General features: G+C 46.3%; 23 protein-coding genes and 1 pseudogene. 22 read left to right on the top strand and 2 right to left on the bottom strand.

The window, feature by feature from the left end; translation table 11 throughout:
• Window positions 1-7 precede the first annotated feature (7 nt).
• The 21 genes and pseudogenes from H6X83_RS12355 to H6X83_RS12260 all read left to right on the top strand — a co-directional run bounded on the left by H6X83_RS12355 (window position 8) and on the right by H6X83_RS12260 (window position 10,642).
• Window positions 8-2,125 (top strand): phage tail tape measure protein, encoded by a 2,118-nt coding sequence (locus H6X83_RS12355; RefSeq protein ID WP_212506764.1) that lies wholly within the window; start codon window positions 8-10, stop codon window positions 2,123-2,125.
• Entirely contained in the window at window positions 2,103-2,333 is a 231-nt protein-coding gene (locus H6X83_RS12350) for a tail protein X (RefSeq protein ID WP_212506763.1), read from the top strand. The genes H6X83_RS12355 and H6X83_RS12350 overlap by 23 nt, the downstream gene beginning before the upstream one ends.
• Window positions 2,330-3,250, top strand: coding sequence for a phage late control D family protein (locus H6X83_RS12345; RefSeq protein WP_212506762.1), 921 nt, complete (start codon window positions 2,330-2,332; stop codon window positions 3,248-3,250). The genes H6X83_RS12350 and H6X83_RS12345 overlap by 4 nt, the downstream gene beginning before the upstream one ends.
• Complete coding sequence (locus H6X83_RS12340) at window positions 3,250-3,495, top strand: hypothetical protein (RefSeq protein ID WP_212506761.1); 246 nt, start codon at window positions 3,250-3,252, stop codon at window positions 3,493-3,495. The genes H6X83_RS12345 and H6X83_RS12340 overlap by 1 nt, the downstream gene beginning before the upstream one ends.
• Window positions 3,492-3,974, top strand: coding sequence for a hypothetical protein (locus H6X83_RS12335; protein WP_212506760.1), 483 nt, complete (start codon window positions 3,492-3,494; stop codon window positions 3,972-3,974). Before H6X83_RS12340 ends, H6X83_RS12335 begins: the two co-directional genes overlap by 4 nt.
• A complete protein-coding gene (locus H6X83_RS12330; RefSeq protein ID WP_212506759.1) occupies window positions 3,974-4,249 on the top strand; it encodes an early E1A protein in 276 nt (91 codons plus the stop codon). Before H6X83_RS12335 ends, H6X83_RS12330 begins: the two co-directional genes overlap by 1 nt.
• Window positions 4,250-4,262: 13 nt before the next feature.
• Window positions 4,263-4,427 carry a hypothetical protein gene (locus tag H6X83_RS12325; protein WP_212506758.1) on the top strand — a complete coding sequence of 55 codons (165 nt, stop codon included), beginning with the start codon at window positions 4,263-4,265 and terminating at the stop codon, window positions 4,425-4,427.
• The gene (locus H6X83_RS12320; RefSeq protein WP_212506757.1) at window positions 4,424-4,579 is read left to right on the top strand and encodes a hypothetical protein; all 156 of its coding nucleotides are present in this window, start codon (window positions 4,424-4,426) and stop codon (window positions 4,577-4,579) included. Before H6X83_RS12325 ends, H6X83_RS12320 begins: the two co-directional genes overlap by 4 nt.
• Before the next feature lie 30 nt (window positions 4,580-4,609).
• A pseudogene (locus tag H6X83_RS14860) lies at window positions 4,610-4,780 on the top strand (baseplate J/gp47 family protein); the annotation flags it as partial.
• Complete coding sequence (locus tag H6X83_RS12315) at window positions 4,766-5,164, top strand: hypothetical protein (protein ID WP_484484219.1); 399 nt, start codon at window positions 4,766-4,768, stop codon at window positions 5,162-5,164. The pseudogene H6X83_RS14860 and the gene H6X83_RS12315, both read left to right, overlap by 15 nt.
• Window positions 5,115-5,393: a hypothetical protein gene (locus H6X83_RS12310; RefSeq protein ID WP_212506756.1), complete on the top strand. Its 279-nt coding sequence runs from the start codon at window positions 5,115-5,117 to the stop codon at window positions 5,391-5,393. The genes H6X83_RS12315 and H6X83_RS12310 overlap by 50 nt, the downstream gene beginning before the upstream one ends.
• Before the next feature lie 4 nt (window positions 5,394-5,397).
• Window positions 5,398-6,078 carry a phage tail protein I gene (locus tag H6X83_RS12305; protein ID WP_212506755.1) on the top strand — a complete coding sequence of 227 codons (681 nt, stop codon included), beginning with the start codon at window positions 5,398-5,400 and terminating at the stop codon, window positions 6,076-6,078.
• An 80-nt stretch (window positions 6,079-6,158) separates the two neighbouring features.
• On the top strand, window positions 6,159-6,554 hold the full coding sequence (locus H6X83_RS12300; RefSeq protein WP_212506754.1) for a phage tail-collar fiber domain-containing protein: 396 nt from the start codon (window positions 6,159-6,161) through the stop codon (window positions 6,552-6,554).
• Window positions 6,555-6,705: 151 nt separating this feature from the next.
• Window positions 6,706-7,026, top strand: coding sequence for a hypothetical protein (locus tag H6X83_RS12295; RefSeq protein WP_212506753.1), 321 nt, complete (start codon window positions 6,706-6,708; stop codon window positions 7,024-7,026).
• Window positions 7,027-7,090: 64 nt separating this feature from the next.
• Window positions 7,091-8,008: a hypothetical protein gene (locus H6X83_RS12290; protein ID WP_212506752.1), complete on the top strand. Its 918-nt coding sequence runs from the start codon at window positions 7,091-7,093 to the stop codon at window positions 8,006-8,008.
• A gap of 52 nt (window positions 8,009-8,060) precedes the next feature.
• Window positions 8,061-8,372 carry a hypothetical protein gene (locus H6X83_RS12285; RefSeq protein WP_212506751.1) on the top strand — a complete coding sequence of 104 codons (312 nt, stop codon included), beginning with the start codon at window positions 8,061-8,063 and terminating at the stop codon, window positions 8,370-8,372.
• A gap of 13 nt (window positions 8,373-8,385) precedes the next feature.
• Window positions 8,386-8,760: a hypothetical protein gene (locus H6X83_RS12280; protein WP_212506750.1), complete on the top strand. Its 375-nt coding sequence runs from the start codon at window positions 8,386-8,388 to the stop codon at window positions 8,758-8,760.
• A 2-nt stretch (window positions 8,761-8,762) separates the two neighbouring features.
• Window positions 8,763-8,900 (top strand): XkdX family protein, encoded by a 138-nt coding sequence (locus tag H6X83_RS12275; RefSeq protein WP_212506749.1) that lies wholly within the window; start codon window positions 8,763-8,765, stop codon window positions 8,898-8,900.
• Between the two features lie 12 nt (window positions 8,901-8,912).
• The gene (locus tag H6X83_RS12270) at window positions 8,913-9,161 is read left to right on the top strand and encodes a hypothetical protein (RefSeq protein ID WP_212506748.1); all 249 of its coding nucleotides are present in this window, start codon (window positions 8,913-8,915) and stop codon (window positions 9,159-9,161) included.
• A complete protein-coding gene (locus H6X83_RS12265; protein ID WP_212506747.1) occupies window positions 9,151-10,143 on the top strand; it encodes a peptidoglycan recognition protein family protein in 993 nt (330 codons plus the stop codon). Before H6X83_RS12270 ends, H6X83_RS12265 begins: the two co-directional genes overlap by 11 nt.
• A 22-nt stretch (window positions 10,144-10,165) precedes the next feature.
• On the top strand, window positions 10,166-10,642 hold the full coding sequence (locus tag H6X83_RS12260; protein ID WP_212506746.1) for a hypothetical protein: 477 nt from the start codon (window positions 10,166-10,168) through the stop codon (window positions 10,640-10,642).
• A 220-nt stretch (window positions 10,643-10,862) separates the two neighbouring features.
• Here the strand turns inward: H6X83_RS12260 and H6X83_RS12255 are convergent.
• Window positions 10,863-12,012, bottom strand: a protein-coding gene (locus tag H6X83_RS12255; protein WP_246419136.1) for an IS3 family transposase whose coding sequence is annotated in 2 segments (ribosomal slippage) — window positions 10,863-11,757 and window positions 11,756-12,012 — 1,152 coding nt in all. Because the reading frame shifts where the segments join, the coding sequence is not laid out codon by codon here.
• A gap of 556 nt (window positions 12,013-12,568) precedes the next feature.
• Between H6X83_RS12255 and H6X83_RS12250 the strand changes: the two genes are divergently transcribed.
• Window positions 12,569-13,024, top strand: a complete 456-nt coding sequence (locus H6X83_RS12250; protein ID WP_212506745.1) for a hypothetical protein — start codon at window positions 12,569-12,571, stop codon at window positions 13,022-13,024.
• Here H6X83_RS12250 and H6X83_RS12245 read toward each other — a convergent pair.
• Entirely contained in the window at window positions 12,974-13,819 is an 846-nt protein-coding gene (locus H6X83_RS12245) for a hypothetical protein (RefSeq protein WP_212506744.1), read from the bottom strand. The genes H6X83_RS12250 and H6X83_RS12245 overlap by 51 nt on opposite strands.
• Window positions 13,820-14,188: the final 369 nt, after the last annotated feature.

Below are 14,188 nucleotides of genomic sequence, written 5' to 3'. Positions count from 1 at the left end.
ATGGAAAATGCCAAAAGTCATGCAGACGGTTATCAGCATTGCAGGCACAATCGACCCGTCGTTAAGCAAGGCCATTGATGGGGTTACAGGTAAATTGGGAGGGTTGGGCAAGGGTGGGAAGCTTGCCGCATTAAGTGTTGCAGCAACAGGGTTAACGACTGCGGTTGCCGGCGGAGTGGCTGCGGCAGGGAAAGCCCTGAATAATCTTGGGCAAAGCTACGCGAAAGCATCCAACAAACTACAGGTGAAAACCGGCGCAACCAAGGAAGAAATGGCCGGTTTACAGGATGCCATGAAAGGCGTTTATGCCGACAATTTCGGTACCGACATGAATGATGTAGCAAGTGCAATCGGAATTGTTAAACAACAGCTAGGGAATATGCCAACGAATACCTTAAAGGGTATTACCGAAGATGCGTTGGGTATGCGGGATGCATTTGACTATGACGTTGGTGAATCCCTACGAGCGGCGCAGACCATGATGAACCAATTCGGTGTTACTGGAGATCAGGCATACAGTTTGATTGCACAGGGTGCACAAAACGGTTTGGACTATTCGGGCGAAATGCTCGACAGCATTGACGAATATTCAGTGCAGTTCCAAAAGCTGGGACTTAATGCGGAGGATATGTTCAATGTTTTTCAGGCGGGTTCTGACGCGGGTGCTTTTAATCTGGATAAAATCGGCGATGCAGTCAAAGAATTTTCCATCCGAGCCGTTGACGGTTCCAAAACCACGCAGCAGGGCTTCCAAGCACTTGGAATGAACGCTGACCAGATGGCACAGAAATTCGCGGCTGGTGGCAATGGAGCAAAACAAGCTTTTTATCAGGTAATTGATGCGCTTGGAAAAATGAAAGACCCGGTGCAGCAGAATTTGGCTGGTGTTAATTTGTTTGGAACCATGTGGGAGGATTTGGGGCCAACCGTCATAAAGTGTCTTGACAATACGGAAGTGCAGTATAACAAAACTGCAAATGCCATGCAGAGCATCAACAACATTCAGTATAACGACTTGGGTTCTGCGATTGAGGCAATCAAGCGGCAGGCAGAAGTAGGCTTGCTGCCCATCGCGTCGGCAGTCGCAAATTCTTTTACACAGATGATGCCGACTATTTCAAGTGCTTTGCAGTCGATTATGCCGGTTATGCAGAACACGATACAGACGTGTATGCCGTTTGTCACGCAGTTTTTGCAGGGAATGGGGAGTGCCCTTACACAAATAATGCCGCTCATCGGACAATTAATGTCAGGACTTATGCCGGTTTTATCACAGTTTATTGGCTCGATTTTGCCGCCAATCATCAGTTTGATTCAGGCAATTCTGCCGCCATTAATACAAGTAGTGCAAGCAATCTTGCCACCAATTGTGCAGGTGCTTCAAACGCTCATACCAATCGTAACACAAATCATACAGGCAATTTTGCCGGTAGTGCTGTCATTAATACAGCAGTTGGTGCCAATCATTCAGCCGCTTTTGCAGTTGCTGGTGCAAATTATGCAGCAGGTGATTATGCCGATTATTCAGCCATTGATGCAGCTGGTACAGGCACTTCTGCCACCAATTTCGGCGCTGATTGGCGGAATCGTGCAGGCGCTCAGTCCACTGCTGGAATTTTTAAAGCCGATTGCGGATGTGCTGGGAACGATTATCGGATTTGTTGGGAAACTGCTTAGCTGGGGTGCCGGTGCAATCAACGGTCTCTTCGGAGCACTTTCGGGCGGAGGAAAGTCAAATGGAGGCGGAGCCACAGGAAAATTTGCAACAGGCGGCTTTACAAACGGTTTGTCTATTGCAGGTGAAGACCCGCGGTATCCACAGGAAGCAGTGCTGTCCTTTAACCCCGCCTACCGCAGAAAGAACATTGGATACTGGTCAGAGGCGGGCAGAAAACTTGGTGTGCTGGGCGGTTCCGGTATTTCACTTTCCGGCGGTTCGTCCTCAAGTGTTGTGTATGATTTGAGTGGAATGCAGTTTGCACCGAAAATCTATGCCGCCAGTGGAACAAACTCCAGTGACCTGATGCGGCAGCTAAAAGCCTTAATGCCTGAATTTGTGGATATGGTACAGGATGCATTGGCAGAAAGAGAGGAAGCGCAGTATGCAGATTGTAGGATATACTGACTACACCACCCGTCAGGGGGATGTGTGGGACGAACTGGCGCTTGCGGCCTATGATGAGGAGCGCTTATCGCATATCCTCATAGAAGCGAATCCGGATTATTCCGGTACGCTGATTTTTGATGCTGGAGTGCATTTGAAAATTCCGGTTCTGGATACGGTTGAGCAGCCGGAAACTCTGCCGCCTTGGCGAAGGGAGGCAGAGGCATGAGTGTTCGAGTGTGGTATGAGGATACAGAAATCACAGCAGATGTCAGCATAAGCGCCTGCGTTCATGATTTATTTGCTGAAAGCAGTGCGGATATTTTGCATTTAACGTTGAATGACACCCGCAGACTTTGGGACGGCTGGCATCCAAAAGCGGGAGAAAAGCTGAAAGTAACAGACGGTGCGGCGAGCACCGGAACTTTGTATGTCCGGCAGTGCAGCCCGCAAAATGGACTTTACGAAATTACGGCTGCCAGTGTGCCGGAAGCCATGCAGGAAAAACGCACAAAAAGCTGGGCAAGCGTGCGCTTTTTACAGCTTGCGGCGGAAATTGCTGTTCACAGCGGCTTGACATTCAAAACATATGGCGTAACAGATCAGCAGTACAAGTTCGTTTCGCAGGAGAGCCGTTCAAATGCAGAATTCCTACAGCAGAGATGTATTTTAGAGGGATGCGCTTTTCTGGTATATGACCATGCACTGATTCTGTACAGCCAGAAATATATGGAGCAGCAGGAGCCACAGGGGGAACTGGCTGTCGCCTCGGATTCTGATTTTGTCTATAAAGACAGAGGCAGCAGACAATTCGGCAGTGCAAAAGTAAGCAATGGCGGATTTACTGGAAGTTATACGAAAAATAAATTATCCAAAACGTATAAATGTGCACTGCCGGTTTGCATCAGCAGTCAGGAGGAAGCGGACCGCTTCGCCCGCGGGGTGCTGCGGGATTTAAATAAAGACGGAATTACAGCAACACTGCAAACGGGACTTCTGCGCGGTTATGCACCCGGCTCAACGGTGAAGCTGCAAACGTCCGGTGCCGCCTCTTATGATGGCACATGGTTTATTACACATATGCGAAACGATTATGCTGCCGGAACAACCAAGCTGTTTCTGCGAAAGCCACTGGAGGGATATTGATGCAGGCGGGAAGAATTTCAAGCATCAGCGGCACAACCGCCGTTGTTATCCCAGACCTCAACCCGGAAGCCGTAACGCTGCCGCTTGTGATTCCGTGGCATTTGCGCGGAAACTATGGCGGCATGTGCGCAGGTATGCGGGTGTTTTATGATACCTGCGCTGACGGAAGCGGTGTAGTGCTTGCGCGGGCAGACGGGGAACACGGGGCAGGCTGGAATAGCATTTTAGGGAGTGATGCATCATGATTATGGCATCATGGGGACCGAAAAACTTTGAAGTGACCGGGCGCAAAATTACGGCCATGTCTGATTTTTCAACCGGCCGTAAGCTGAAAACGGAAACGAACAATGACACGGAAGGTTCTTCGGCAACCAACACCCGCGGTATGGAGCTGCAGGAAATCTCCTGCACGGTGAAGCTTTCAGCGGGAGCGGGGGCAAATGTGCGTGCAGAATGTGAGAACTGGGAAAGCCTTGTCGGGAAATATTATCCGTTTATGGTCGGCGGTCGGCGCGTGGGGCCGCGGTATATGCAGCTTACAGAAGCGAACCAGAACAACGTAACAACGACAATGCGCGGTACATACACTTACGCCGAAATGCAGCTTGGTTTTACGGAATACGCGAATGAGGCGGCGGGCAGTAAATCCGGCAGTACGAAAACGAGCAGTACGGCCAAAGCCAGCACAGCGGATAAATCCAGCAAGAAAGCGAGGTCAATCTGATGCTTGCAAAGGGGAACGGCTCTCCGGCAGTGTGTACGCTGAATTTGATGCGTACCACGCGAGGAGAAGTACCGTTTGAGCGGTTAAAGGGCATTGATTCTGCTTTGGTTGACCGGCCAATTTCTGAAATCAGCAGCCTGCTGTTGGCAGATTTGCAGTGGCTGATTGAAACGTATGAGCCACGTGTGCAGCTGACATCAGAGCAGCTCTTACAGACAGCCGCACAGTCAGGGCAGTTTCAGGCGGAAATCAGTGAACTGCTGACAGGGCGATAAAGGGGGAACGCAAATGACCGAAGAGATTAATTTTGTTAACATAGATGCAGACAACATTTATCGTGAAACAGTGTCACAGCTTGAAAGTGCCGTTGGGGAATCCCTTTATCCGGGTGATGAACGCCGCATTTTTGCGGAAGCGCTGTCTGCTGTTCTGTATCGCTGCTGTCATCCATGAATGATAAGGCACGGCAGCGGCTGCTCCGGTATGCACGCGGAAATGTGTTGGACGCGATCGGAGAAATGCGCCATGTCACGCGCCTTCAGGCGAAACCGGCAGTAAACTACTTTGCGCTTCGGGTAGAAACAGCGCTGGGTGAAATATTATGATACCGCAGGGGACGCGGTACAACAGACGGCAGCGTATATTTTGCAACAGACCATGCGGCCGTACTGCAGGCTGGTAGTTTGAGTGTGGACGTTCCGGCAACCTGCACAGACGTTGGTACGGTGCAAAACGGCATCCGTAAAGGAACGATTACAACGCTTGTTGACTTGATACCTTTTGTCAGTGCAGTGACGAATACAGTGGATACCCACAGCGGGGATGATGGTGAAACGGACACAGGCGGCGATGACCGCTACCGGGAACGCATCCGCGAATATGGCAATTTGCTTTCTACAGCTGGCCCGCGTGCCGCTTATGTGGCTTTGGCCATGGGTGCGAATGCCGATGTTGCGGATGTGAGTGTTGAAACAGACGCCAAAGAGGACGGCACCGTGAATATTGCGCCGCTGATGGTGGGCGGGCGGCTGCCGACCGAGGATGAACTTGCGGAAGTGCGCCGTGCGTGCAGTCAGGAGGACGCCGTGCCTATGTTGGACAAGGTGGTTGTGAAAGTTTCCCACAGCGGTGCCGTATGCGGTGGAAATCAAGTATTACACAACTGTGCGGGAGGAAGCTGCCGCGATTGACGCTATCGAAAGCAGCGGCGGCGCGATTGCTCGTTACCTTGCCTGGCAGAGCGGAGCACTTGGGCGGGACATTAACCCCGATCAGCTGCGGCGCTTCGTTTTATCGCCGGATTGGGCGGACGGCTTGACCGGTGCTGTGCGCCTGGATGTGGTGCAGCCTGTGTTTACGCAGCTTCAGCCGGAGCAGGGGCGCAGCTTAGCGGTACACCCAAAATTACGCATGAGGTGATTACATGAGCAGTATGGATTTGTCCACGCTTGATTTTGCGAAGCTGCTGCCGGTCTGGATGCGAAAAGATGCGGCGGACACAGGGCTTTCACAGGCGCTGGATGTAATCATCCCGTTTGTTGCGGATGCCATTAAAAAGCTTAGTACATGGGATGTTTTGGACAGTCTGAATGATGCGGAATTGGACGAACTGGCTTGGGAAAGTAATATCACATGGTACGACTCCTATGCGGATATTGCGATAAAGCGGCAGACGATAAAGGATGCTGACCGCATTTTCCGTACCAAAGGGACACCGTGGGCGGTGCAGCGCGTTATCAACACTTATTTTGGCGGCGAAAGCAGCCTGCTTCCGTGGTGGGAGTATGCAGGCGGCCGATTTCCACATTTTAAGGTGGTTACCACCAATGCAACACTGAAATATGAGAATTACAAGATGTTTCTGGCGGTGCTGGAGGAAGTGAAGCGGCAGTGCGCAGTGCTGGATACCATTCTTATTTTGATTAAATCGCAGGGGATGGTATATGCCGGAAGCTGTGTGAGAACCGGGGCGGTGACAATCATTCACGCTTACCAGCCGGGGAATATTCAGATCAGCGCAAAAGCGTATGCTGCATTTCCACCGGTACGCAGTGGGCAGAGCACCGTGATTTCGTACAACGCGGAGCAGGGAAAGGAACTCTAAATGGCAAAATATTATTCCATTATGACGAATGTTGGGCTTGCCGCAACTGCGAATGCGGCAGTGCTTGGTAAAAGGTGAATTTGACCACTTTTGCGGTGGGTGACGGCAGCGGCGCGTTTTACAGTCCGGTGCCTACTATGACGGCGCTGAAAGGGCAGAAGTGGAGTGGAACAATCAGCGGATATAATGTCAGTGCGGACTCTCCCAATTTGATTAGCGTTACAGGTTTGATTCCATCTGACGTCGGCGGCTGGACAATCCGCGAAATTGGCGTATTTGACGACCAGGGCAGGCTAATTGCGATTGCAAATTATCCGGACACCGAAAAAATTTCCCGCGACGATGGCGTTTCAACGGAAATTCAGGTGGGCATTGAACTCCTGTTCTCCAATGCGTCAAGTGTAACGATTTCGGTTGACCCGAGCCATGATTTTGGCAACCAAAGCCGAAGTCAACGCGGGTTCAGGACAACTTGAATGATTTTAAGAAAGAGGCATTGACCGGCGGAAAACTCGGAAGGACAGCAGTGACCGTGGCAGGCAATATACTGATTTATCCCTGCCGCTGCTGCTACGCAGGATGGTTACATGACCGCCACACAGGCCCAAAAACTTGACGGAATTGAGGATGAAGCAAACAACTACACCCATCCAACAACAGCGGGAAGCAAGCACATCCCGGCAGGCGGTGGCGGCGGGGCAGGCACTTATGTGGCAGGCAGATGGCACCGCCAAGTGGCAGCAGGTACATTTACACGTTACCGCCGCACTGCCGGCATCCGGTTGGAGCAGCACCGCGCCGTACACGCAAACAGTCAACATTGTAGGCATGACCGCAGACATGGACCCGCACCTGTACCTTGTGCCGGCAACTGCAGGCTCGCCAACCGAAGCGGAGGAGGAAGCGTTTGCCTGCATCACTGGCGGGACTACTGCAGCAGTACAGTAACGTTCCGCTGCCGTGAGGACAAACCCAGTACAGACATTACCGTGCGATTGGAGGTGCATATCTGATGGGCCAGCTTATGATTGGCGGAGGCAGCGGCGCGCGGCTGAAATACAACCTGTTCGTGCAGCCGGAGGAGCCAGATGTGAAAAACGGCTTGTGGATTAAGACGCCGTCTGCTGTGTCCGTATCGGATGTGTTGCTAAAAGGCAGTTATGTGCGTACGGGACATTTCTCGGCGGATACAGACAGCCCGTTCTCTCAAATCCCTAGCAATTCTTATACACAGGGCGGGGATTTCATGGGAAACGTTGATGCTGTAAGTGATGGACATATTTATCTAGGATTTGCGCATGGCTCATATCCGTCCAGTGGCTATCTCCTTGACTACAATTTAAAGACGAATACGATAACAAATCTTGGGACGGCAGGATTTTACATAGGCGGGAGTATTTATAATTTTCAAGGAATTATCGTGGATGGAAACGGAACGCCACGGTATAACTTGAATACTAAAACTGCTTCTGGATACCCTGCTACAACCTATCCCTGCGTTACAAGTTCTGTTTCATATGGCTACAGTTACGCCTGTGCTTGCGATAATGAACGGGTTTATATAGCGAGAACCGATGCAACAGATATGCGCGTTGGACCCCAACTGGCGGAAGTTCAGGAACATATACAGACCTTTGTCACAAGCACATCCCTTCCTGAAAAACCGCATTTCCACAATTCGATAATTGTCGGCGGGAAACTGTATGTATTCTCTCAAACGTATGGTACAAGAATATTAAATCTGAGCACGGGAACTGTTACCACAGGCGCGAGTAATCCCACTAATTTCCGTTTTCTTGGATATGGTCAGGGTGGCTATCCACTCAAAATAGGTGCAGAAATCTTCATATTCGGTCTTTTTATCAAATATTTCCAGCACTTATGCTATGATTTCATACAACACCGAAACAGACACGTTTACCGTATATGATAGTACAAAAAATTACTATAAGTTGTTTACTTATTTTTCTGGAAAGGGCATTTTGTGCAACACTTTCCCCTCCACAACTACATCCACTACTTGCTTGACTGGACAATTCGCACTTGAAAGTCAAGCAGAACCTGCGAATACGCTTTGCCTGCTCAAGGGAATCAAAAATCAATTTTGGGTATTGGGTACTGAAAAGTTGATGAAGGCATTGCCCAAAAACAGTGCGGATATCCTTAACTCTGAATACTATTCTGCACCGAAACCGGACTTTTCGATTGACGATGCTTGGTACTACGATACGGATTTTCGAGAGTATCCGACCTATATTGGTGACGGTACGCAGTGGACAAAAATAAAAAATTAACGGAGGTAATCACATGGCAACAACATACACAGCGCGGTTTTGGGACAAGGCTAGCCCAATTAATGGCTGCCCGGCCGAAAAAGCGCTGACATCTTTCGGACTGGCAGACAGTCAGAAACTTGGTATCCTTTCCGCAGACGGTCGGGACTGTATCACAAAAATTTTTAATGCAGCTGCATCCGATGCAGACCTGACCGCATGGTTGGACGAGCAGAACAATCAGGCAGCCGCCCAGGAGCAGGTGGCACAGCAGGAACAGCAGCAGGGCCAGACGCTGCAGCAGCAGGTCGCAGCGCTTGGGCAGCAGGTTGCAACTCTGACTGCGCAAAATGCTGCCCTTGGCAAGCAGGTGGCCGCCTTGAGTGCCGCAGGAAAGGTAGGTGAATAATCATGGAATGGTGGACATGTGCTTATAATTGGGGCTGGGCAGACAAAGCCCTGCTGAAAACCGTGGTTGGCTATGGCGGACTGACAGCAGAACAGTACAAAACAATTACCGGTGAAGATTATACCGGCACAGCGGCATAAGGCGGTGACTGCATGGACAGCACAATTATTGTTGCACTGATTAGCGGTGCCTGTACGCTGGTTGGCACCTATGCGGGCATCCGCAAAAGTACCAGCCTGACAAATTACCGGCTGAAACAGCTGGGGGACAAAGTAGCAAAACACAATTCGGTGGTGGAGCGGACGTTCCGGCTGGAGGAAAAAGTGGACGTGGCAAATCATCGAATAGCCGACCTTGAAAAATTTCAAGGAGAAGTGGAGGAAGTAAGAATTGAACATTAAACAAGAGTACATTCGGCCGAACAAGTACACTCGTCCCGGCCTGCCGCTAAAAAAGGTGACGGCAATCGCCATCCATTATACGGGCGACCCAGGCGCGACCGCGCAGAACGAACGTGACTATTTTGATGGCACCTGCATCGCAGATGGTCGTTATGCCAGCTGCCATTACTGCGTTGGTATGGATGGCGAAATTGTGCAGCTTATCCCGGAATCTGAATGGGCGTACTGCACCTGTCAGGCGAATGCTTACAGTATCAGCATTGAAACCTGCCATCCGGATGAAAGCGGAAAATTCACAGTGGGTGCAGAAAAGGAACTTGTTGAATTGACCGCATCCCTGTGCAAAAAGTATGGCCTGAATCCGCAGCATGGGGGTGTGGTACGGCACTATGACGTGACCGGCAAAGAGTGCCCACTCTGGTATGTAACGCACCCGGCGGCATGGACAGGCTTTCAGGCGGCAGTTGTAAACTGCATGGCTGGGAAACCGTACAGTCTGCCGTGCAGCGGGCAAGCTGTCAGTACCGCACCCACCGTCAATCCGTATTATTGTGATACCACGTCACTCACGTGCTGCCCTGGCATGGTGTACACGTTTAAGACCGGCGGGGCAATCACCTGTGCAACGGATGCATTTAAACAGATTGGCTGCACAATGGATAACGGATACCGCCTGACAACATTCCGTGCGGACAAGCTGACCGCTGGAGTCGGGTTCTACATCAATGGCCGCCGCGTGTGTGTGGCGGTTATCAAGAAGCCGTACAGCGACACGACAAAAGATTTCACCAAGCGGGTAGGGCAGGAGTATACGTTCAAGACAGACTTCCCGTTGGTCTGTGGAAACGGTAGCATTTTTGAACACATGAACACCAGACAGGCAAGAGGCTATTATTTCACAAAATACCGTGCCGCTGCACAGGGTACCGCAGGATTCTACTGTGGCAGCACCTGCGTTTGCAAGGGCACGGTAACAAAATAATTTTATACGGAGGTACATATTTATGTGGCAGGAAGCATTGAACACAATCGGTACAGCAGCGATGACAGCGCTTGTCGGTGTTGGAGTCATTGCAATCAAAGCATTGGGGAATGCGGTGGAAAAATACATTTCCGAAAAGGCCGCAGCAGTAAAAGCGAAGGCAGGAGCGGACAAATGGAATCATTGGATGAACCTTGCCCGTGCTGCCTGGAACGCAGTAGACGAAGAATTCCGCATTACACCCACACTGGAAAGCACCATTTCCGCAAAGCAAAAGTTGTTTGACGAAGCACTGAAGCAGGCTATTCCGGAGATTACGGATGCGCAGATTGAACAGCTTCGGCAGGCGGTCGCCGGAGAGGTCAACAAAGGCCGCGCCGCCATCTGCGGGCAGGTGACTGACGAACAGGGGAACCTTGGTAGTGTCGCGGTGAATGCATCGGCTGACAGTGTACCGAAAGATGTTGCCACTGCTGTACCAGCAACGCAGACCGCATAATCCCAAATGTTTGAGAATTTGAATATATAAAACAACGTCCCTGACTTCTCACTTTAATGTGGAAGGTCAGGGACATTTTCTGATTTTAATAACTTAAGATATCTAACGTTATTTTATTTGTTTGACTTATGTTTATTCAAACTATATTTTCAATGTTGAAAATGAACTATAGTCAAGTAAGTAGACACAATAATTAGGGAAAACATACTGGAAACAGGAATTAAGCCTGATTCCAGAACAGTTCTTCTTTCTCGTTAGGTGTTAGCATTCGAAGAGAGCCATGAGGCCTTCTTGAGTTATAGTATCCTTCAATATATTGGAATATGGACAACTGTAATTCCTGTAGGGAGTGATAAGCTTTCCTGTTGGTTTCTTCTTTTTTTAGATATTTGAAGAAACTTTCACAGCAAGCATTATCAAAAGGATAGCCCTTTTTGGAAAATGATTGCACAACATTAAGAGAATCTAGAAGCTGTCGAAATGAAAAAGCAGTATACTGAGATCCTCGATCAGAATGAAACATAAGTCCAGAAGGGCAGTTTCTTCTATCATAAGCTTTTTTGAACGCAGTCATGACGAGGTCGACATCTGGCTTGCCTGATATGTTCCAGGAGATGACTTTGCGAGAAAATAAATCCATTACAATACAAAGATAATACCATTTGCCGGCAACTTTGATGTATGTGAAATCACTTGCCCAGACAATGTTTGGAGTTTGCTGATTGAACTCCTGGTGAAGGTGGTTGGTACACTCGCCGTTGTCCCGATGCTTATAATTTTTATAAGGTTTTTCGGTGGACATCCGTGGAAGTTTTAGAGTCCTCATCAGTCGGTACACTCGTCCGACACTGATGTTAATGCCATAATCACGCTGGAGAACATAGGTAATCTTGTAAGCTCCAAGACGTTTGTTATAATCTGCATAGATTTTAAGAATAAGCTTTGCAATCGTTTGATTGTCTTTTGTACGATCAGCCGGTTCGGTGTTGTAATGCTTATAGTAAGTACTTCGATTAACGCCAAGAACCTTACAAAGGAGCTTGATATTGTGTTGGAAACGGAGCTTATGAATAGCTTCTAATCGTTGTTTGAGTGTGGCGTGAAGATGGCAATCGCTTTTTTAGTATAAGGAGTTCCTCCTCAAGCTGAGCATTACGCTTTTGGAGGTCTTTGACCTGCTTAGCAGTTAGTATTTCGCCATCATCCGTTTCGACGATTGAGTATTGTTTAATCCAACGGCCAAGTGCGGTGATAGAAACGCCATACTCTTTACAGAGTGCTGCTTGTGATTTGCCGCCAGATTGATAAAGGTTGACGAGAGTTCGTTTGAAATCTTCGTCATATCGGGTTCCGGTTTTACCAGTGGACATGAGTAAGTGCCTCCTTTTGGGTGTCTACTTAATTATAATTGATAGTTACTTCAGGTGTCCACTTATTTAATATAGATCCAAAAAGCAAAAGCATTTGTGAAGAGACAAATTGCATAACGCTTGTGGGACGCGTATAATAAAAAAAGCTTCTTGTATGATAAATATATACCAGTGGTTTCTGCTGGTACAGTAATATACTTACCCCCATTTTGCTAAATATTTGGGTATTCATTTTAAGTTAATCTTTTAGTTTAGAGATATGTAGCGCGATTCAATGCAACACTGAACTGAAAAAAATTGAAATTTTCCAATCTTCGGTAAAAAACAATCATGGTTTGATTAAAGTGCTGAATTGTGACTTACCTTTTCTGCTGAAATTTTTACTTTAATTTTCGATAAATTTATATAATAATATTGGTATTAGCCTTTATTACAATTATACCCTTTGTTGTAAACGTTGTGAAATAACCAATTATACTAGAAGAGCGAACATTCATCAATCCGCTTTTACTATTAAAATGTAAAATACTGCATATATAAGAAATGGGTGAATAATATGAAAGATAAAATTAAAGCATGTATATACAAACATCTTTATCTGTTTGTTCTATTTATAATTATACCTATTGCTTTGTTAGAAAATCGATTCTCATGGTTTAATAAGTTCATTAATTCAAATAATGTGGAAAGCAATTTTTCAAATTTAGCTACTATATCGGGTACTATGATAGGCTTTTTAATTACAGCCATGACAATTTTCTTTTCTATGCCAAAAGAAAGCCAAATGATGAAGGAAGTATTGCGGTACGAGCATCATAAGACTTTTATATATACTATTATTTTTGGTACAGTGGCTTTTGGAGTTACTATTATTCTATGGTTGTTTGGACCCCAAATGTTAAAAATTGCGGTTTATTCATTTATAGCTGGAATTGCAGAAATAGCAACGACAATCTACTATTTATATAATCTTATTATGGGAAATTTTATTGATTTCCTTTTGCATGGCTGATTTAATATCATCTAAATGATTTTTAGGATTGGTTGAAAGTAATATTGAAGATTTTCTCATAAATGATTTTTGTATCAAATCAAAACTCTGGTCAATATCATCATTAGACTTTCCATCTACTTTTACGGAGGAATATATTCCGTCCCTTAAAGAAACTAAATATTTAATAATAGATTCTCTGTGCTTACTAACTTTCAATTTAATTTGTAAACCATCAATTTCAATTCCGGAATCCCTGATTTCAGGCATGCATTTATAGTCTGAAGCAGACTCTTTAGTGAATGTAAAAGTTATGTGCTTAATTTTTTTGAATAAGTGAAGTACACTTTCTTTGTCGTCTGCAATAAATGGTAGTAATGAAAGCCTATAATTCTTTTCGAAACAATACTCACGTAAGGCATTGTCTAAAGAAGCTTGTTTATTGAAAATAACTGCTAGAATTCCATTGGAAAAATTAACATAAAAGAAAGTATAATATTCTAAAGCTTCTTGAGCATTATTTAATATATCTTCAGTAGCATTGGTTATACGATCTCTAATCTGCATTAAAGGATTGATGGAGACTTCTTCTTTGCTGTAAGTGGCAAATAATTCTTTATTATCAATAGATAATATTTCGAATCTATTTTTTACATCATTATTATCATATTCGTAGCAGCTTTTTCCTTCTGAAAATACACCGTTAAATAGGTCACGTAAGCGTTCTGAATTATTTGTACTTTCTGATGCTTTAAATGATGGTTCAGAAATAGCTCGATAAAAATGTATTTTCTTTTCGCATGTTTTTTCTTCCAAAGATTTCAGCTCCTGTTGACTGACAGGCATAAAAATGCCTGGACTAATTATATTTAGATTACGCTAATGATATTATATAAGAAAACTCATAATGTAAACTCCATACATTTTTCTTTATGATTGGCGCTAAATGCGAGAATTTATTATTTATTCAATTTAACTATAAACCTACAAAAATTGACAGTCAAGCAATTTCGGAATTTTATAGTGTATGTAAATTAAAATTCACAATATTTCCAACAAAATTTTTAATATGATCATCATTATTCATTTATATGTGTTTGTAGATACAATAGTTCTATTCAATAGGTAAAGTAAAGTCCCTGACTTCACTGAGGAGAGGTCAGGGACTTTACTTGGAAACAAATC

This window comes from Caproicibacterium amylolyticum, from assembly GCF_014467055.1.
GTDB lineage: Bacteria > Bacillota > Clostridia > Oscillospirales > Acutalibacteraceae > Caproicibacterium > Caproicibacterium amylolyticum.
The sequence above is the reverse complement of the archived record's forward strand: the minus strand, read 5'-3'. Positions and strand labels throughout refer to the sequence as shown.